This is a genomic window from Aeromonas bivalvium (assembly GCF_000819765.1).
In the GTDB taxonomy this organism is placed as follows: domain Bacteria; phylum Pseudomonadota; class Gammaproteobacteria; order Enterobacterales; family Aeromonadaceae; genus Aeromonas; species Aeromonas bivalvium.
Map to the genome: position 1 here is coordinate 23099 of NZ_CDBT01000057.1, position 18464 is coordinate 41562.

Below are 18464 nucleotides of genomic sequence, written 5' to 3' on the forward strand. Positions count from 1 at the left end.
GCATCATTCTGGGCAAGAGACACCCGGCTAAACAACATGAAAAATTAATCCCGGCAGAGGGTTGGGTGTTGGGGGTAGGACCGGGGGCTCACACTAATCAATCCCGGTCTGATACCAATTAATTAACAGCCTCATACAAGACCAATAAAAAGCCGTCATCAAGTATAATGAACAATTCCTGAACGCATAACATTAATAAATAGAGGGGTAATGGCATGGGGTCGTCGGGCGGGAAATAAGGGCAAGGCCGCGGCCAGCGGGCATTTCTCGATGTGATTAATTATATTTTATACACTCAGGTACCTGAATAAATTCCAATGGCGCCATACATTAACAATTCATTTGCATTATTTAAAAATAAATAACCAGAACAGCCAGCCAAGGCAACAAATAAGGGCAGTGGCCTGGCCCCTGCCCTGACAACACCGCTTTCTAGCCTGCCGCGGCATCCCCTCGGGGGTCAGGAGCGCCGATGCTCCATCCGGGTGGCGACCGCGATCCGGTTCCAGGCATTGATGGTGACTATCTGCATCAGGCATTGGGCCAGCAAGGTCTCGCCCAGCAGCCCCAAGGCCCGCTGATAGGTCTCCTCGCTGAGCCCTTGCTCGTCGATCCGCGTCACCTCGTCGGTGAGGGCCAGCACGGCGCGCTCCCGTTCATCAAACAGCGGGGATTCACGCCAGGCGGCCAGGGCCAGCAGACGCTGGGGACTCTCCTGCTCGGCCATGGCGGCCTCGGCGTGCATCTCGATGCAGTAGGCACAGCCATTGATCATGGAGGCTCGCAACTTGATGAGCTCCTTGAGGATGAAGGGGATGTCCGTGCCACCGAGATAGGACTCGAGGCCCATCATGGCCTTGACGGCGGTGGGAACCAGGTTGGCCAGTTGGATACGTGCTGACATGGGATGCTCCTGTGCAAGAAACGCCCGGCTTGGGCAAGAACCTCATTGTTCATCTTCGCAACCGAAAATAGAATACCGCCGTAAACTGCAACAGTTTTGCATTTATCGCAAAGGAGTATCCATGCTGGATCGCATTCGTATCCTGGCCCAGGTGGTGGAGTCGGGCAGCTTCTCCCGCGCCGCCCGCGCCCTCAGCCTGGCCCCCTCCTCGGTGACCCGCACCATCGACAGCCTGGAGGCCCAGCTGGGGGTGCCCCTGTTCAAGCGCAGTACCCGTCAGCTGGTGCTCACCGAACAGGGGGACTATTTTCTCGCCCGCTCGGTGCGCCTGCTGGAGGAGGCCGATCAGCTGGTGCAATCCCTCCAGCCACTCCATGAGGCGCCAAGCGGCCCGCTGCGCGTATCGGTCTTCGAGAGCTTCGGCGCCGCCTGCCTCTCGCCCCTGCTGCCCGAGTTCCTGGCCCGCTACCCGGGGATACGGCTCGAGATAGGGTTCGACAACCACCTGGTCGATCTCGATGCCGACAACGTGGATGTGGCGATCCGCATCGGACGCCCGACCGACAGCGGTCTTCATGCCCGCACCCTGCTGACCAACCGCTCCCTGCTGGTCGCCTCCCCCGCCTATCTGGCCCGCCATGGCGTGCCCGGGACGCCGGAGGAGATCGCCGGCCACAACTGCCTCATCCGCGGCCAGGGTCGTCAGCGCCAGCACTGGTACTTTCGGCAAGGGGCGCAGCAGCGCGTCCGGGTTCCGGTGCAGGGCAATCTCACCTCCATTGGCGGCACCCCGCTGCTGGAGGCGGCCCGGGCCGGTTGCGGCCTGCTGCTGCTCTCGAGCTGGATGGTGCAGTCCAGTCTGGATGAGGGGAGCCTGCTGCCCGTGCTGCCCCTGTGGCGAGCCTCCCCCTACGAGCACAGCGACGACCAGATCCTGGCGGTGTTTCGCGGCGGCCGTTTCCTGAAGCCCCAGAGCCGCGCCTTCATCGACTTCCTGGTCGAGCGGATCCCGCCCCTGCAAACCCGGGGACCCGGCTGGCCAGAATAGGGGCGACGCCCGCAACAAAAGCCAGTATCAGCAAGGCCCGCCGGGGGCGGGCCTTGTCATGTCAGCTGGCCTTGGGATCTTCCCCGAAGCGGTTGGGGCCCGCCTGTCCCTCGCACACCATGAAGTAGAGGAAGACCAGGGTGCCGACGATGGGGATCAGGTTGATGAGCAGCCACCAGCCGCTGCGATCCGTGTCGTGCAGGCGCCGGGCCCCCACCGCCAGGCTCGGCAGCAAGACCAGCAGGGAGTAGAGGTTGGCGATCTGCTCCTTGAGCCCGATCAACTGGCCAAGCAGACCCAGCAGCAGGGCTATCCCCAGATTGCAGAGCACGAACATCCAGTATTCCTTGCGCCTCGCCCGCCCGGCAAAGACGGCATATTTCCTCATCACGGCCAGATACCACTCCATATCGACTCCTTATCAACAATGAAATAAATGAGATGAATCCAGGATCCCCGCGCTAGTCGCGCCCCTTGCCCCAGGCCACCAGGGTGTCCCGATAGAGGGCCAGCAGGGCCTGATCCCGCACCGCCACCCCGACCCGCTGCGCCGGGCAGCCTGCCCACCCGTCATGGGGATGGCGCCTGTCGTCAAACTTCTGCAGGGTGTGGCCGATGGCGGGGCCGTCCGTGACGACCCGCACCGGCCCCTCTCTCAGGGTAAACAGGGTCGGATCGATCACATAGGCGATGGCGGAGGGATCGTGCACATGGCAGCCATCCAGGCCGATACGCTCGGAATAGAACCTCAGATAGAAGCGGCTGACATCCCACAGGAAGCGGCCGGGCTCTCCCGCCTCGTCTCGCAGGGCATCGAGGTAGGCGCCGCTGAAGAAGCTCTGCTGGGTCACGTCCAGCCCGATGATCACCAGAGGCCAGGGGGCGGTGAAGACCCTGTCCGCCGCCTCGGGATCGTCGTGAATGTTGGCCTCGGCATAGGGGGTCACGTTGCCGCGATGGCCGTTGACGCCAAAGGCGCCTCCCATCACCACCACCTGCTTGACCTGGGTGACTATCTCGGGGGCCTTTTCAAGAGCCAGGGCCAGGTTGGTGAGCGGCCCTATGGTCACCAGGGTGATCTCGCCGGGGTTGGCCTGCACCGTCTCGACCAGGTATTGCCAGACCGGACGGGGATCCGGCGCCAGGGTCACCTCCCCCGCCGCCACATCGCCCAGCCCGCTAGGGCCGTGTACCACTGTGGTCGGCCCCACGGGCTCGCGCACCAGGGGCGCGGCGGCCCCCATGGCCACGTCGGCCCTCATGCCATATTTTTGCTTGAGCCAGAGGGCATTGCGGGTGCCGTTCTCTATGGTGGCATTGCCAAAGACGGTGGTGATCCCCACCAGATCGATGTCGGGGTGTGCCTCGGCGAAGAGGATGGCCATGGCATCGTCGATGCCGGGATCCGTGTCCAGGATGATCTTGCTGGTCATGATAAGGTTCCAATGAGAACGAAAAGCCAGTGTAGCGCGTTGCCGCCCCTGCGTCAGGATCCCCTTCACAGGATGAGTCCGGGGAGGCATTTCCAGACCCGATCCCGTTTTTATCGCCCCCGGCCTGTTATAGTCGACAGGGCGTGGCGCCGGTTTGATGACGGGCCGCCCCAGGCTAAAGCCGACTCTCTTTCTCCCAATCAGGTGAACAGCTTATGGATACCAGACTCTCCCTCGCCGCCCTGCTCACCCTCTCCCTGCTCTGTCCGGTCCAGAGCTGGGCCGTGCCGGTGCGCAGCCTGCAATCTGAATCGGATTACGGCCAGCTCATCAGCAAGCGCCAGGTGGTGGATCAGCTGCTCGGTGAAGCCAGGCAGATCTATGACTCCCCCGCCCGCGTCTCGGATGCCGGCTTCACCGCCAAGATGCCGAGCAACATGGAGCTCGTCACCTCCCGGCTGCTGGAGGCCTATCAGCTCGAGCCCTATCGCACCGATCTGCTCATCTCGGCCGCCAACGCCCAGATCTACAACGGCAAGCTGGACAGGGCCATCGCCCTGCTCAACCAGGCCCTGACCGCCGCCCCCGATGATGTGGATCTGCTCTCCTATCTGGCGGTCTGGCTGCGCGTCAAGGGCGACGAGGGGGGGTCGAGCCAGTATCTCGACCGGGTCAAGGCCCGCAACCCGGGGCGAGAGGCCGATCTGCGCCGCCTCTTTGCCACCATAGACAGGGTGGTCACAACGCCGCTCAAGGAGCGGGCAGGGCGGGATCAGGACAAGACGGGGCGGCGCGCCATCGTCACCCTGGGCTATGCCCTGAACCCCGACGGTTCCATGAGCGACATACTGCTGGGGCGACTCGACACCACCCGAGCCCTGGCCAAGGCCGATCCCCAGGCCCTCATCATAGTGAGCGGCGGCGTGCCCCAGAATCGCAAGACAGAAGCCAGTGTCATGGCCGACTGGCTGGTGAGCAAGGGGATCAGCCGATCGCGGATCATAGAGGACAACTATGCCACCAGCACGGTGGAAAACGCCCTCAACACCGCCTGGGTGCTGGCCCGTCACCAGATAGACAAGGCCACCCTGGTCAGCTCGGCCAGCCATGTGCGCCGTGGTCAGACCCTGCTCGAGATTGCCTGCTGGCAAACCGGTCCGGCCAACATTCGCATCGACAGCGTCAGCTACCCGGACAAGCCCGTCTCCAGCCTGGCCCGGGTCGAGGCGGGCGAGCTGCTCGGCATCTATCGCGATGCCCTGCGCACCTATGGCATGTGGAGCTATCGCTCCCCTCCCCTGCTGGCACGCTGATGCTCCACCCATCAAGGAGGCGTCCCCGGCAGCGGGGGCGCCTCCTTGTCATGGGGCGGGATCAGCGGCGCCTGTGGCCCGAAGGCGGGCCAGGCTGCTGGCCGCGATAGTCGGCGTAAGGGAAGACGTTGCGCACCCGCTGGGCGATGGGCTCTGGGATGGAGCGGGAGAAGACCAGGCGCACCCCCTTGCCATCCCGCAGCCCCTGGATGCGGCCGCGCACCGGCTCGTGCTTGAGGATCTGCCGCACCTGTTCGATGAAGGCGGGGGGCAGGCTGCCCCTTTGCACCACCAGCTTGCCCGGGGCAAGTCGGATCTCGAACAGGGGGCCGCGCCCCAGCTTCAGCAACCACCAGATGAGGGCCACCCCCACCAGCAAGGATATCCAGGCCATCGTCGCTCTCCTTGACGTCATTGATGCCTTTGAGCATCACTCCGGCAGCATAGCGCCATCCGGGATGCTTGCCACACGCCAGTAGGCAACACTTTATTTTAGAAGAGAATCAAATCATTCGATTCATCACCAAAACCATGATGCGTGTCTCATACAGCACCAAAAAACGCAAAAAAGATCTCACTCGGAACCCACTTATGAAAATGACGGCTACTCTTTGTTCGCTTTGATAATTAACCAACGACAAGGAGAAGTGAAGCATGACCCACAAGCTGTCTCTGCTGGCGAGCGCCCTCGCCCTGGCGCTGAGCACGCCCGCTCTGGCCATGACCCAGTCCCAGCTCGATGCCCTGGGAGCCGGCATCGCGCTCGGCTACCAGGTGGTCGACAACAGTCAGGACGAGTGGCGCACCTTTCGCGGCCAGATAAGCCTCACCAACCAGGGAGCCGTACCCTTGCCCGCCACCGGCTGGGCCATCTGGTTCAGCCATATCCGGGACATCAAGGCGCTGGATACGCCCCAGTTCAAGGTGACCCACGTCAATGGCGACATCTTCAAGCTCGAACCCACCGCCAGCTTCGTGCCCCTCAATCCGGGGGAGAGTCTCAGCTTCCAGTTTGACGGGGATGCCTGGCAAGTCGCCAAGAGCGACGTGATGCCGAACTGGTATTTCGCCTCGACCCATCAGGGCCAGCCCATCTCGGCGCTGATCCAGAGCACCAGCAACCGGATCCAGGGTGCCGTGCCGACCGCCCCCTCGGACGAGTTGCCGTTTGTGGCTGACTTCACCTCCCCTTCCCAGTGGAAACGCTATGACAGCCCGGCCCTGACCGATCACTATGACCCCTTCACGGCAGCGGATCGCTACGCCCGCAATCAGGGCCTGGCCCCCCTGCCTCACCCCGTCGGCGTGATCCCGACTCCGGCCGAACAGACCCTGGGGCAAGGCAGCGTCCAGCTTGGCAGCGACTGGACCGTGGTCTATGACAATGGCTATCAGGAGCAGGCCCAATACCTCGCCGCCCAGCTCGACCTGACCGCCGCGCCCTGGAGCCCCAGTACCAGCAAGGTGATCAAGGTCGGCTGGGGACCGGTCAGCCTGGATGGACAGTCAAAATGGCAGGAGGCCTATCGCCTCAAGGTCGATCCGGCCCTCGACCTCATCACCCTGGCCGCCGTCGACCAGGCCGGGGCCTTCTATGGCGCTCAATCCCTGCTGCAACTGCGCCAAGGCAGCCAGGTACCCGCCATCGAGATCACCGATGCCCCCCGTTTCGCCTATCGCGGTTTCTCCCTCGATGCGGTGCGCAACTTTCGCAGCAAGGATGCCGTGCTGGCCCTGCTCGACCAGATGGCTCGCCTCAAGTTGAACAAGCTGCACTTGCGGCTGGCCGACGATGAGGGCTGGCGCATCGAGATTGCCGCTCTGCCGGAGCTGACCGAAGTTGGCGCCAGACGCTGCCATGATCCCGACGAACGCAGCTGTCTGCTGCCCTTCCTGGGGGCGGGCCCCGATGGCACCCCGGAATCGGACGGTTATTACACTGCCAGCGACTATGGCGCCATCCTGGCCCACGCCCAGCGGCTCAATATCGAGGTGATCCCCGAGATAGACATGCCGGGCCATGCGCACGCCGCCATCAAGGCGATGGAGGCCCGATATCACAAGCTGATGGCGGCAGGCCAGCCGCAGCAGGCCCAGGAGTACCTGTTGTCGGATCTGGCGGATCAGAGCGATTACCTGTCGGTGCAGATGTTCAAGGACAATGCCATCAACGTCTGCATGGCATCGAGCTTCCACTTCATCGACACCGTCATCGCCTCCCTGGTCGACCTGCACGCCGCGACCCAGCCCCTCACCCGTTTCCATTTCGGCGGTGACGAGGTGGCGGGGGCCTGGCGCGATTCACCCGCTTGCCAGCAATTTTTTGCCAGCAATACCCAGGGCATCACGGACCCATCCCAGCTCAGCCAGTATTTCGTGGAGCGGGTGGCCAGCCTGAGCTCGGCCCGCGGTCTCAACCTGGGGGGCTGGGAAGATGGCCTGATGCACAACAACCTGGTCTACCCCAGGGCCAACCTGGCCAACGCCAGCGTCTCGGGCAACGCCTGGCAGAATATCTGGGAGTGGGGAGTGGCGGATCGGGCCTACAACCTGGCCAACAGCGGGTATCAGGTGATCTACAACCAGGCGACCCACCTCTATTTCGATCATCCGTATGAACCAGACCCGAACGAGCGCGGCTACTACTGGGCGCCGCGCTTCACCGATACCCGCAAGACCTTCGGCTTCATGCCCGATGATCTGTTCGCCAATGCCGATTACACCCGGGCGGGGGCCCCCATCAGCAAGGAGCAGGTGCTGGCCGGTGCCGGGGTCAAATCCCTGGAGCGGCCGGAGAATGTGCTGGGGCTGCAGGGATCCCTCTGGTCAGAAACCGTGCGTACCGACGATCAGTTCGAGGGCATGGTCTTCCCCCGGGTGATAGCCCTGGCGGAGCGCGCATGGCACAAAGCGGGCTGGGAGGCCGACGACGCCAGTGCCAAGCCCCTGGATGAGGCGGCGCGCACCCAGGATTACAACCGCTTCGCCAACCTGCTCGGCCAGCGCCTGCTCCCGGCACTGGAGCAAGATGGCATCGCCTTCAACCTGCCGGTACCGGGCGCCATGCTGGAGGCGGGGGTATTGCGCGCCAACATCAGCCTGCCAGGGCTCACCATCCAGTATTCGCAGGATGGCGGCGCCAGCTGGCAAACCTATGATGACGCCAACCCGCCCTCGGTCTCGGGCCAGGCACTGGTGCGCAGCGTCTCGGGCCTGCGCGCCAGTCGCAGTGCCAGCGTGCAGTGACCACATCACCAGGACCGCAGCGCTCGCCATGAGTCTGCGGGTCTGGTGAAACCAGGAGGCCTGATCTGGCTCCATTCGCCCCAGGCCCTGGCCTGGGGCACTCTTTTGCGGCCAGGGGCCAGGCCCGCCCCCTGGCAACAAGCGCTGGAAAAAGCCGCTCTCGCACCAGGCGGGCTTGTCCTCGGGGCGGGGGGAGTGGTATCTCTGGGGCCAGACTCACCATGAGGGAACCCAGTGTACCAACTCATCACAGTGGCCCAGCAGCGCCAGATGCCCTGGAAAAATGGCAAGGGCAGCACCGCCGAGATAGTGATTGCCCCGGCGGGCAGCACCCTGGCCAGGCTCGATTTCGACTACCGCCTGAGCTCTGCCCCCATCAAGGAGGCGGGCCCCTTCTCCCGCTTCCCCGGCTATGACCGCATCCTGCTCCCCATCGGCGGGGCCGGTTTCGTGCTCAACGGCCACCCCTACGCCACCTTCGAGGCGGCCCATTTCAAGGGGGACGACGAGACCCACTGCGAACTGCTCAAGAGAGAGGTGACGGACCTTGGCCTCATCTATGACCCCGACAGGCTGAGTGCCAACGTGCGGGTGCTGACCCTGCCCTTCTCCCTCTCCCTCACCCTCATCCCGGCCCACACCTATCTCGTCACCCTGCTCGAGGGCAGCCTGACGGTGGCGCAGCATGAACTCGCCCGGGGAGATACCCTGGTGGTCACGGCCGAGGAGGACATCCGATTCGAATGCAGCAAGAAGGCCAGCATCGCCTTCTTTACCCTGCAATCCAGATAGGCACCAGGCGCACGGGCCCGATCCGGTTCAGCGCTTCGGGGCGAGGCAGGCCTGCATGGTGTCGTAGGGGATGTAGTGCTTGGTGCGACTGTAGTAGGTACCGCCCTTGGGATGGCAGATGCCGTTGCGGCTCTTCTTCACCGGGGGTTCTGCCGCCAGTGCGACGGCGCACATCAGCAGCAGGCAGACAGTGACTCCCCATTTCACTATGTTCATCACGGCGTTTCATTCCTCTCGTCCGAGGCAGAAAGGTTCAAAGGACGCCCATTCTATTGTCTCGTCACACCGCTCGCCCGGCGTTGGATCATGAAACGAGGGGATCCCTTGCCGCCCCATGACTGCGGGCCACAAAAAAGCCGGGCATGCCCGGCTTTTTCATCTTTTGAGCGTCGAGATCAACCGACCTTGAAGCTGCCCTTCATCATGGCCCAGTGGCCGGGGAAGGAGCAGAAGAAGGTGAGATCCTTGCCCGCCAGCCCCTCGGTCGGGAAGCTGATGCTGGTGGTTTCACCGCCGCCGATGAGCTTGGTATGCGCCAGTACCCGGGCATCATCCTTGGGCAGATAGTTGTTGTCCGGGCCCGCCCCCATGCCGGCGGTCGCCACGTCCTGGAAATCGGCCGTGCTGGTCAGCACCCAGTTGTGGCCCATGGCAGCGACCGGCAGCTTGCCGGTGTGGGTCAGGGTGAGGGTCACCTCCTTGCAGGTCGCGGGCACGCTCAACGCCTTGGTGTTGAACTGCATGGCATCGTTCGCCTCGACCGTCAGGGTGCACTCATCGGCGAAGGCGGGGGCCGCCAGGGCGCTCAGAAACAACAGGGACATTACCTTTTTCATCATCCTCTCCTATGGGTTGCCAGGGTTGGCGACAGGATTGTCTGGCCCGCAGCCGCGAGCCAGACAAAGGTGCTATTCGAATCGACCTTATTGTACTCATATGCGCTCGGTCAACCAGGGTTTACGGCCAAGCCTGCGGGCCAGATCACTCCCTTTCCGATGCCAGCCCCCCTGGGGCCGGCCTGGCGCCCCCCTTTGCCAATTGCCTGATCCCGAACTTTGGTGGCACACTGGCGCATCGATGCCCCAAGACCCAGAGCCATGCCGACCCAGGATCCTGCCCTCCCCTCTGCCGCTGGCGATGCCGCCCCCAAGCCTGCCCCCGTCAAGCCGCTGCGCCTGCTGCTGGTCGATGATCAGCGCGCCTTTCAAGTGATGATGAAGGCCATGCTGCAAAACATCGGCATCAACCGCATCAGCTTTGCCAACAGTGCCGAGGAGGCCCGTCGCCGCTGCCAGAAGGAGAGCTTCGATGTCTATCTGTTCGATTACGATCTGGGCGGAGGGGAGAACGGCCGCCAGCTGCTGGAGAGCCTGAGGGACAAGGGGCTGATCCCGCCCCTGAGCGTGGTGATCATGGTCAGCAGCGACAACTCCCGCGCCATGGTATTGAGCGCCCTGGAAGTAGAGCCGGACGAATACCTGATGAAGCCCTTCTCCCAGGAGCAGTTCAAGTTTCGGCTGCGCCGGGCCCTGGCTCGCCGCCGGGCCCTGGAGAGCGTGTTCCGGGCCCTGGCCGAGGACAAGCCCGAGCAGCTGATCCACGCCTGCGCCGAGCGGGCCGACGCCATCCCGCGCTTTGCCAACTTCTGCCGCTGTCTGCAGGCCGACACCCAGCTCAAGCTGGGTCAGGCCAAGGAGGCCCGCAGCCTGATGCGCCAGCTGCTGGCGGGCCAGGAGAACGGCTGGGCCCGGCTCACCCTGGGCAAGGCATGCCATACCCTGGGACTGAACGAGGAGGCGGTGAGCCACCTGCAGGCGACCCTCAAGCACAACCCCCTGATGGTGGAGGCCCACCGCTGGCTGGCCGAAGCCCAGCTGGCCCTGGGGGAAGAGGAGACGGCCCAGCGCGAGCTCAAGCGGGCGGTGGAGATCTCTCCCCAGTCGGTGCTGCTGTCGCGCCGCCTGGCGGAGGTGTGCCTGCAGCGCCACGACTATGCCCAGGCCAGGGATGTGCTCCTCTCCCTCATCGAGCTGGCGCGCAACTCCATCCACCGGACTCCCCACTACCTGGGGGCCTATATCCAGTGTCTCACTCTCTACGCCCTCAACAGCAATGACGGTTATCACATCGCCAACCTGCAAAAACAGGTCAACTCGGCCCTGTCGCGCATTCGCGACTCCCTGATGGTGAGCGAGTTCAATTACCCCGTGTTCGAGCAGATCTGCCAGGCCAGGGTGCAGATCGCCCTGGGCCAGCTGCTCAAGGGCAAGAAGATGCTCTATCGCGCCAACCAGCCCTGGCTGGATCAGCCGGCCAGCATGCCGGGCACCCTGCTCGGCGAGACGGTGCTGGCCCTCTACCAGCTCGGGGAGTTCGAGTATGCCGAGAGCCTGCAGGAGCACCTGACCGAGGATGGGGACAGGCTGCTCACCATCTGCATCCAGGCGACCCGCAACGACAAGACGGTGCAGGAGCGGCGCCAGCGCTATCAGCAGCTCAACGAGCTCGGCATCAAGGCCTATGAGGGGGGCCAGCTCGAGCAGGCCCTCACCCACTTTCGCGAGGCCCTGCGCCGCGCCCCCGCCAACACGGGGGCGGCGCTCAACAAGATCCAGGTGCTGCTCAAGCTCATCGAGAAGCATCGCAAGAACCCGGACTTTCCGAGCGAATGCAAGGAGACCCTGGCCATACTGGAGGGGATTCCCCTCAATCCGGCCCAGCAGGAGCGCTTTCGCAAGCTGCGCCAGGAGTTCAGCCAGAGCCAATGAGCCCGCGGCTTGCATCGACCCGGGATTCCTAGTCCAATAGCCACCTATAAAAACGACATGAGCACATCGACATGAAGATCATCTCTTTCAATATCAACGGCCTGCGCGCCCGTCTTCATCAGTTGCAAGCCATCATCGACAAGCACCAGCCGGACGTGATCGGTCTGCAGGAGATCAAGGTCCACGACGAAGCCTTCCCCCTGGCGGACGTGGAGGCCATGGGCTATCACGTCGAGTTCCACGGTCAGAAGGCCCACTACGGGGTGGCCATCATGAGCAAGAACAAGCCCCTCGAGGTGCAAAAGGGCTTCCCCACGGATCCCGAGGACGCCCAGCGCCGCATGATCATGGCCAGCTTCCAGCGCGAAGACGGCTCCGTCATCAAGGTGATGAACGGCTACTTCCCGCAAGGGGAAAACCAGGATCACGAGACCAAGTTCCCGGCCAAGCAGAAGTTTTACGAGGACTTGCAGCACTACCTCGAGACCCATCACAGCCCGGACGACCAGATTGCGCTGATCGGGGACATGAACATCTCCCCCACGGATCTCGACATCGGCATCGGCGAGGCGAACCGCAAGCGCTGGCTGCGGGATGGCAAGTGCTCCTTCCTGCCCATCGAACGGGAATGGATGGCCCGTCTGGAAGGGTTTGGCCTGACCGACACCTTCCGCGCCGCCAACCCCACCGAGTGCGAGCGCTTCTCCTGGTTCGACTACCGCTCCAGGGGCTTTGACGAGAACCGGGGTCTGCGCATCGACCTCATCATGGCGTCCAATGCTCTCAAGGACAAGGTGACCGAGACCGGCATCGACTACGAGCTGCGCGGCATCGACAAGCCCTCGGATCACGCCCCCATCTGGACCTGCTTCGCCTGATCCCGGCGCCAGGCTCGCCCTCGCCAAAAGACTCGGCCCCCGCCCATGCGGGGGCTTTTTTTGTTCACTGCCCCGCCCTTTCTTAATCCATGTCAATTCGCCAGCAGACGGCCCTTGCCAGGCCTTGACCTTCTCCTTTCGGCAAGGTTTACATTCGGCCTATCCGTCACAGAGAAACCGCCCATGCTCTCATCGAGATTGCCCACAGTGCTCATCGCCCGGCTGTTGCTGGCACTGCTGCTCGCCTGCAATCTCAGCCTCTGCCTCGGCTGGCTGGGCAGTCATGCCATGGCATCCCCCCAGGCCGCTGACCATGGCGCAACCGCAATGGGTCATGGAGAGATGGATGCCGCCGCCATGCAGGTGCTCTCCTGCCACGATGGTGGTGGCAGTGCTGCCGCCGACCTCCATCAGGACGAGTGCCAGATGCACGGCGGTCTCACCTCGTCAACCGGCGCCGGTCTGCCGCTGCTGGCTGCCCTGCTGACCCTGCTCGCCCTGCCCCTGTTGCTGCTGCCCCCAGGGACGACCGGCAGCACACTGGACAACTGGCTGCGGGACCCCTTCCTGCGATCCCGCGGTGCTCACCCTCCCTCCTGGCCACGCCGACACCTGATGCTGTCGGTGCTGCGCCACTAGAAAGCCCTTCTCTCGCGGCGGCGGCAAGCCTTGGCTTGCCCGTTTCCTGCCGCCTTGCCTGACCCTGCGTCCTGGCCAAACCGGTCCGCTCGCAGGGAGCCGTACGCACGCTGACCATTCAGCCGCGCCCCGTTTGCCGCCCGCCCGTGATGCCCTGCCCATCACCCGCCCGGCGGCCTGCACAAGAGAAGACGTACCATGTCACTTGCCCATTTTTCTCCCGCCAGGGTTGCCGCCTTCGCGGGCGCCCTGTCCTCCAGCCCTGCCCGCGCCGGAGGCTTGTCATGAACAAGACGCTGCTGATGTCCGCCCTGCTGCTGGCCCTCGGCGCCGGTGGCGGCTACTGGGCCGCCAAACAGACTGGCGACGGTGCAACCGCCAAAGAGAAGACGCCCCTCTACTGGGTCAACCCCATGGATCCTCGCGACAAGCGCGATGGCCCCGCCAAGGACAACATGGGGATGGACTTCATTCCCGTCTATGAGGAAAAACAGGGGGGTTCGCCGGGTACCGTCACCATCAGCCCCGAGATCCAGCAGAACCTGGGAGTGCGCCTTGCCAAGGTAGAGAAACTCCCTGTCCACCAGCAGCTCGAGACGGTGGGCTATGTCGGCTATGACGAGGACAGGCTGGAGGCGGTCAACGCCCGCATGGCGGGCTGGATCCGCACCCTCGCCATCAAGAGCGAGGGGCAGCAGGTGGCCAAAGGCGCCCTGCTCTACGAGCTCTACGCCCCGGATCTCGTCAACGCCCAGCACGAATACCTGCTGGCGCTCAATACGACCAATCCCCTGCTGCTGCGCGCCGCCGAGGGCAAGCTCAAGTCCTTGCAGGTGCCATCAGATCAGATTGCCGCCCTCAAACGCAGCCGTCAGGTGCGCGAAACCATTGGCATCTACGCCCCCAGCAGCGGTTATGTGTCAGAGCTGAAAGTGCGCGAGGGCCAGTATGTTGAGCCCGCCGCCGCCCTGTTCAACATCGGCACCCTCAAGCAGGTGTGGGTGAGTGCCGAGGTGTTCGAGCGCCAGGCCGCCCAGCTGAAGGTGGGGGATCCGGTCACCATGACCCTGGACTACGCCCCCGGCCGCAGTTGGCAAGGTAAGGTGGATTACCTCTACCCGACCCTGGATGCCGCCACCCGCACGCTCAAGGTGCGGCTGCGCTTTGCCAACCCGGACGAGTTTTTGAAACCCAATATGTTCGCCAAGGTGAGCATTCGCACCGGACAGGGGGAACCCCGGCTGGTGGTGCCGAGCGAAGCGGTGATCCGCACCGGCAGCCAGGATCGGCTGGTGCTGGCGCTGGGGGAAGGCAGCTTCAAGTCGGTGGCCGTCACCCTGGGTCCCCAGTTTGGCGACAAGGTGGCTATCAGGGAGGGTGTTGAAGCGGGGGACAGCATAGTCAGCTCGGCCCAGTTCCTGCTCGATTCGGAATCGGCCATCGATTCGGACTTCCAGCGCATGACGGCGGTGCGCCCGGCCGAGGTGTGGACCCAGGGCGAGGTTGACAGCATGGATCTGGCCAACCGTACCCTGATGGTCTCCCACCAGCCCATCCCAGAGTGGCAGTGGCCCGCCATGGAGATGGAGTTCACCGTGGCGGACGGGGTGGACATGAGCAAGCTGACGGAGGGGAAGACCCTGCACCTGCAGGTGATGCAGGAGGGGGACGAGTACCGCATCACCAACATCCATCAGGAGAAGGCACCCGCTACTGACGGCGACGTCAAGCCTGCGGCGGATGAGATGGAAGGCATGGACCCTAGCCAGCACGAGATGGGAGCCAAGCCATGATCCCTTCCATCATTCGCGGCGTGGCTGACAACCAGGCTCAACTCTCTGCACTGCATGAGCAAGGAGCCAGATCATGATCCCGTCTATTATTCGCTGGTCCGTCGGCAACCGCTTTCTGGTGCTGCTGTTGACCCTCATGCTCACCGCCTGGGGCCTCTGGTCGGTCAAACAGACCCCGGTGGACGCCCTGCCGGATCTCTCCGACGTCCAGGTGATCATCAAGACGGCCTATCCGGGCCAGGCACCCCAGGTGGTGGAGGATCAGGTGACCTACCCCCTCACCACCGCCATGCTGGCGGTGCCGGGGGCCACCACGGTGCGCGGCTACTCCTTCTTCGGCGACTCCTTCGTCTATGTGCTGTTTGACGACAGCACGGATCTTTACTGGGCCCGCGCCCGGGTGCTGGAGTATTTGAGCCAGGTGACCCCCAACCTGCCCGCCTCTGCCCGCCCCCAGCTCGGCCCCGATGCCACCGGGGTGGGCTGGGTCTACCAGTACGCCCTGGTGGACAGAAGCGGCAAGCATGACTTGAGCGAGCTCACCTCCCTGCAGAACTGGTTCCTCAAGTACGAGTTGCAGACGGTAGAGGGGGTCTCCGAGGTCGCCACCGTCGGCGGCATGGTGCGCCAGTATCAGGTACGGGTCGATCCGGACAAGCTGCGCGCCTACGGCATCCCGCTCTCCCTCATCGAGACCGCCATTCAGCAGGGCAATCAGGAGACCGGCGCCTCCGTCATCGAGATGGCGGAAGCGGAGTACATGGTGCGATCCAATGGCTATTTGAAAAGCGTGGAGGACTTAAAACAGATCCCGCTTGGCACCAATGTGCGCGGCGCGCCCCTGTTGCTGGGGGATGTGGCGGATGTGGTCACAGGCCCCCAGAGTCGGCGCGGCGTCGCCGAGCTCAACGGCGAAGGGGAAGTGGTGGGCGGCATCATAGTCCAGCGCTACGGCGAGAATGCCCAGCACACCATAGACGGGGTCAAGGCGCGGCTGGCGGAGCTCAAAAGCAGCCTGCCGGAGGGGGTGGAGATCGTCACCGTCTACGATCGATCCGATCTTATCGCCCGCGCCATCGACAACCTCTCCGGCAAGCTGGTGGAGGAGTTCGCGGTGGTGGTGCTGGTCTGCCTCGCCTTCCTGTTCCACCTGCGCTCGTCCCTGGTGGTGGTCATCACCCTGCCCATCGCCATCCTGACCGCCTTTATCGTCATGCACCTGCAGGGGATCAACGCCAACATCATGTCGCTCGGCGGCATCGCCATCGCCATCGGCGCCATGGTGGATGGCGCCATCGTGATGATCGAGAATGTCCACAAGCATATGGAGCGGGAGGCGCTCACCGACAAGAACCGCTGGCGCATCATCACAGAGGCGAGCATAGAAGTGGGGCCCGCCATCTTCTTCTCCCTGCTCATCATCACCATGAGCTTTTTGCCGGTGTTCGCCCTGGAGGCGCAGGAGGGGCGGATGTTCCACCCCCTCGCCTACACCAAGACCTACGCCATGGCCGCCGCGGCCGCGCTCGCCATCACGCTCGTTCCAGTAATGATGGGGTACTTTATCCGTGGCAAGGTGCTGGCCGAACAGGCCAACCCGCTGAACCGTGGCTTAAGCCAGGGCTATGTGCCGTTGCTCAAGGCCGTCTTGGCCCGTCCGAAAACCACGCTCGCCGCCGCACTACTGGTGACGGTGGCGGGCTTCTGGCCGCTGAAATATCTGGGCTCCGAGTTCATACCGCCGCTCGATGAAGGGGACATCATGTACATGCCCACCACGGCGGCCAACATCTCGGTGGGCAAGGCGCGGGAGATCTTGCAGCAGACCGACAAGCTCATTCGCACCGTGCCCGAGGTGCAGAACGTGTTCGGCAAGGCGGGGCGCGCCGACACCGCCACCGATCCCGCCGATCTGGTGATGATGGAGACCAGCATACAGCTCAAGCCCCGGGATCAGTGGCGCCCCGGCATGACCCCGGAGAAGCTCAAAGAAGAGCTGGATTCCCTCATCCGCTTCCCCGGCCTCACCAACGCCTGGGTGCCCCCCATCAAGACCCGCATCGACATGTTGGCCACCGGCATCAAGACCCCGGTCGGCATCAAGATAGCGGGGCCCGATCTCAAGGTCATTCAACAACTTGGCCAGCAGCTGGAGCAGATCATCGGCAAGGTGGAGGGGGCCTCATCGGTCTATGCCGAACGGGTGGCCGGTGGCCGCTACGTCAAGGTGGACATCGACCGGCTCAAGGCGGCCCGCTACGGCCTCAATATCGCCGACGTGCAAGGGGTGCTCGCCACCGCGGTGGGCGGCATGGAGGTGGGCCAGACCATAGAGGGGCGCGAGCGCTACCCCATCAACCTGCGCTATCCCCAGAGCTATCGCGATTCTGTGGCGAGCCTCGAGCTGCTGCCCCTGGTCACCCCAGGCGGTGCGCGCATCGCCCTGGCGGACGTGGCCCGGGTCTACATCAGCGACGAGGCCCCCATGCTCAGAAGCGAGAACGCGCGGCTCAATGGCCTGGTCTACGTCGACATTCGCGATCGGGACATCGGCTCTTTTGTGGCGCAGGCCAAGGCCGAGGTGGCCAAGCAGCTGGTGCTGCCGCCGGGCTATGCCCTCAGCTGGTCCGGTCAGTTCGAATACATGGAGCGGGCCAAGGCGCGTCTGGCCTACGTGGTGCCATTGACCGTCGCCATTATCGTGCTGCTGCTCTATCTGGCGTTTCGCCGCTTCCAGGAGGTGTTGCTCATCCTCACCACTCTGCCGCTCGCGGTAGTGGGGGGGATCTGGACCCTCTGGTTGCTCGATTTCAACCTCTCGGTGGCGGTGGGGGTGGGCTTTATCGCCCTGGCCGGGGTGGCGGTGGAGACAGGCGTCCTGATGCTGGTCTACCTCAACCACGCCTGGGATGACCTGGTGGCCAGCGGCAAGCCGGACCAGGCGGGCCTGCACCGGGCGGTCATTCAGGGCGCCGCCCTGCGCCTGCGCCCCAAGATGATGACGGTGGTGACCATCATCGCGGGCCTGCTGCCCATCATGTGGAGCCAGGGCACAGGATCCGAGGTGATGCAGCGCATCGCCGCCCCCATGATTGGCGGCATGGTCAGTGCCTTGGGTCTGACCCTGCTGGTACTGCCCGCCGCCTTCTATCTGTGGAAAAGCCGTACCCTGAAGACCCTCGACCACACGACTGCGCAGACGGATATCCCAACTGCACCCTGATCAACCGGACAACCCAAACAAGGAAACCAAGATGAACTACAAGACACTCACTTTGACCCTGCTGCTGGGCCTTGCCACCCACACCAACCTGCAAGCTGAAGAGATGATGAGCCATGAAGGCCATGACATGAGCCAGATGGGTGACATGCAGCAGATGGAGGGGATGAAGGAGGGGGTGATGACCAAGGGGATTATCACCCGCCTCGACGAGGCCAACGGCAAGGTCGGCATCAAGCACGAGGCCATCGCCAACCTCAAGATGCCCCCCATGACCATGGTGTTTCGGGTGGCCGACCCGGCCCTGCTCAAGGATCTGAAGGTGGGGGATGCGGTACGCTTTCACGCCGAGAACCCGGCTGGCAAGCTCACAGTGACCGCCATCCAGCGGGGATAAGGGGCTCAGGCGGCAAGAAAACGGCGGGACAAT

16 protein-coding genes are annotated in these 18464 nt (G+C 63.7%); 10 read left to right on the forward strand and 6 right to left on the reverse strand.

From position 1 onward, the window contains the following. Nucleotides 1–460: 460 nt before the first annotated feature. Complete coding sequence (locus BN1119_RS16945) at nt 461–904, reverse strand: carboxymuconolactone decarboxylase family protein (protein ID WP_042000830.1); 444 nt, start codon at nt 902–904, stop codon at nt 461–463. A gap of 121 nt (nt 905–1025) precedes the next feature. Between BN1119_RS16945 and BN1119_RS16950 the strand changes: the two genes are divergently transcribed. Next, nucleotides 1026–1952 carry a LysR family transcriptional regulator gene (locus BN1119_RS16950; RefSeq protein ID WP_042000833.1) on the forward strand — a complete coding sequence of 309 codons (927 nt, stop codon included), beginning with the start codon at nt 1026–1028 and terminating at the stop codon, nt 1950–1952. Nucleotides 1953–2013: 61 nt separating this feature from the next. Here the strand turns inward: BN1119_RS16950 and BN1119_RS16955 are convergent, their stop codons facing one another. Together BN1119_RS16955 and BN1119_RS16960 are read right to left on the reverse strand one after the other, a co-directional pair. After that, a complete protein-coding gene (locus BN1119_RS16955) occupies nt 2014–2361 on the reverse strand; it encodes a DUF805 domain-containing protein (RefSeq protein WP_042000836.1) in 348 nt (115 codons plus the stop codon). 52 nt (nt 2362–2413) lie between these two features. Beyond that, the gene (locus BN1119_RS16960) at nt 2414–3385 is read right to left on the reverse strand and encodes a nucleoside hydrolase (protein WP_042000839.1); all 972 of its coding nucleotides are present in this window, start codon (nt 3383–3385) and stop codon (nt 2414–2416) included. A 215-nt stretch (nt 3386–3600) separates the two neighbouring features. Here BN1119_RS16960 and BN1119_RS16965 point away from each other — a divergent pair, with 215 nt between their 5' ends. Further along, nucleotides 3601–4698 (forward strand): YdcF family protein, encoded by a 1098-nt coding sequence (locus BN1119_RS16965; protein WP_042000842.1) that lies wholly within the window; start codon nt 3601–3603, stop codon nt 4696–4698. 61 nt (nt 4699–4759) lie between these two features. Here BN1119_RS16965 and BN1119_RS16970 read toward each other — a convergent pair whose 3' ends face one another. Further along, nucleotides 4760–5092 (reverse strand): DUF3634 family protein, encoded by a 333-nt coding sequence (locus BN1119_RS16970; protein ID WP_042000845.1) that lies wholly within the window; start codon nt 5090–5092, stop codon nt 4760–4762. Nucleotides 5093–5352: 260 nt separating this feature from the next. Here BN1119_RS16970 and BN1119_RS16975 point away from each other — a divergent pair, with 260 nt between their 5' ends. Then, on the forward strand, nt 5353–7944 hold the full coding sequence (locus BN1119_RS16975) for a family 20 glycosylhydrolase (RefSeq protein ID WP_042000848.1): 2592 nt from the start codon (nt 5353–5355) through the stop codon (nt 7942–7944). 270 nt (nt 7945–8214) lie between these two features. Beyond that, nucleotides 8215–8736: a HutD family protein gene (locus tag BN1119_RS16980; protein WP_042000891.1), complete on the forward strand. Its 522-nt coding sequence runs from the start codon at nt 8215–8217 to the stop codon at nt 8734–8736. A 27-nt stretch (nt 8737–8763) separates the two neighbouring features. Here BN1119_RS16980 and BN1119_RS16985 read toward each other — a convergent pair whose 3' ends face one another. Further along, nucleotides 8764–8952 carry a hypothetical protein gene (locus BN1119_RS16985; protein WP_042000851.1) on the reverse strand — a complete coding sequence of 63 codons (189 nt, stop codon included), beginning with the start codon at nt 8950–8952 and terminating at the stop codon, nt 8764–8766. 179 nt (nt 8953–9131) lie between these two features. After that, on the reverse strand, nt 9132–9572 hold the full coding sequence (gene azu, locus BN1119_RS16990; RefSeq protein ID WP_042000854.1) for an azurin: 441 nt from the start codon (nt 9570–9572) through the stop codon (nt 9132–9134). Nucleotides 9573–9833: 261 nt separating this feature from the next. On the opposite strand from azu, the gene BN1119_RS16995 reads away from it, so the two are divergent. From BN1119_RS16995 to BN1119_RS17020, 6 genes are all read left to right on the forward strand, one after another. Then, complete coding sequence (locus tag BN1119_RS16995) at nt 9834–11504, forward strand: tetratricopeptide repeat-containing response regulator (protein WP_042000857.1); 1671 nt, start codon at nt 9834–9836, stop codon at nt 11502–11504. 71 nt (nt 11505–11575) lie between these two features. Beyond that, complete coding sequence (gene xthA, locus BN1119_RS17000; RefSeq protein ID WP_042000861.1) at nt 11576–12382, forward strand: exodeoxyribonuclease III; 807 nt, start codon at nt 11576–11578, stop codon at nt 12380–12382. A gap of 183 nt (nt 12383–12565) precedes the next feature. Further along, nucleotides 12566–13021, forward strand: a complete 456-nt coding sequence (locus tag BN1119_RS17005; protein ID WP_042000865.1) for a hypothetical protein — start codon at nt 12566–12568, stop codon at nt 13019–13021. Between the two features lie 284 nt (nt 13022–13305). Further along, a complete protein-coding gene (locus BN1119_RS17010; RefSeq protein WP_042000868.1) occupies nt 13306–14814 on the forward strand; it encodes an efflux RND transporter periplasmic adaptor subunit in 1509 nt (502 codons plus the stop codon). Between the two features lie 73 nt (nt 14815–14887). Beyond that, nucleotides 14888–18037, forward strand: a complete 3150-nt coding sequence (locus tag BN1119_RS17015) for an efflux RND transporter permease subunit (RefSeq protein ID WP_042000871.1) — start codon at nt 14888–14890, stop codon at nt 18035–18037. A gap of 31 nt (nt 18038–18068) precedes the next feature. Beyond that, a complete protein-coding gene (locus BN1119_RS17020) occupies nt 18069–18431 on the forward strand; it encodes a copper-binding protein (protein WP_042000874.1) in 363 nt (120 codons plus the stop codon). Nucleotides 18432–18464: the final 33 nt, after the last annotated feature.

Coding starts and splice junctions, on each gene's coding strand:
- BN1119_RS16945 (WP_042000830.1), bottom strand. CDS start 904: ATGTCAGCACGTATCCAACTGGCCAACCTGGTTCCCACCGCCGTCAAG.
- BN1119_RS16950 (WP_042000833.1), top strand. CDS start 1,026: ATGCTGGATCGCATTCGTATCCTGGCCCAGGTGGTGGAGTCGGGCAGC.
- BN1119_RS16955 (WP_042000836.1), bottom strand. CDS start 2,361: ATGGAGTGGTATCTGGCCGTGATGAGGAAATATGCCGTCTTTGCCGGG.
- BN1119_RS16960 (WP_042000839.1), bottom strand. CDS start 3,385: ATGACCAGCAAGATCATCCTGGACACGGATCCCGGCATCGACGATGCC.
- BN1119_RS16965 (WP_042000842.1), top strand. CDS start 3,601: ATGGATACCAGACTCTCCCTCGCCGCCCTGCTCACCCTCTCCCTGCTC.
- BN1119_RS16970 (WP_042000845.1), bottom strand. CDS start 5,092: ATGGCCTGGATATCCTTGCTGGTGGGGGTGGCCCTCATCTGGTGGTTG.
- BN1119_RS16975 (WP_042000848.1), top strand. CDS start 5,353: ATGACCCACAAGCTGTCTCTGCTGGCGAGCGCCCTCGCCCTGGCGCTG.
- BN1119_RS16980 (WP_042000891.1), top strand. CDS start 8,215: ATGCCCTGGAAAAATGGCAAGGGCAGCACCGCCGAGATAGTGATTGCC.
- BN1119_RS16985 (WP_042000851.1), bottom strand. CDS start 8,952: ATGAACATAGTGAAATGGGGAGTCACTGTCTGCCTGCTGCTGATGTGC.
- azu (WP_042000854.1), bottom strand. CDS start 9,572: ATGAAAAAGGTAATGTCCCTGTTGTTTCTGAGCGCCCTGGCGGCCCCC.
- BN1119_RS16995 (WP_042000857.1), top strand. CDS start 9,834: ATGCCGACCCAGGATCCTGCCCTCCCCTCTGCCGCTGGCGATGCCGCC.
- xthA (WP_042000861.1), top strand. CDS start 11,576: ATGAAGATCATCTCTTTCAATATCAACGGCCTGCGCGCCCGTCTTCAT.
- BN1119_RS17005 (WP_042000865.1), top strand. CDS start 12,566: ATGCTCTCATCGAGATTGCCCACAGTGCTCATCGCCCGGCTGTTGCTG.
- BN1119_RS17010 (WP_042000868.1), top strand. CDS start 13,306: ATGAACAAGACGCTGCTGATGTCCGCCCTGCTGCTGGCCCTCGGCGCC.
- BN1119_RS17015 (WP_042000871.1), top strand. CDS start 14,888: ATGATCCCGTCTATTATTCGCTGGTCCGTCGGCAACCGCTTTCTGGTG.
- BN1119_RS17020 (WP_042000874.1), top strand. CDS start 18,069: ATGAACTACAAGACACTCACTTTGACCCTGCTGCTGGGCCTTGCCACC.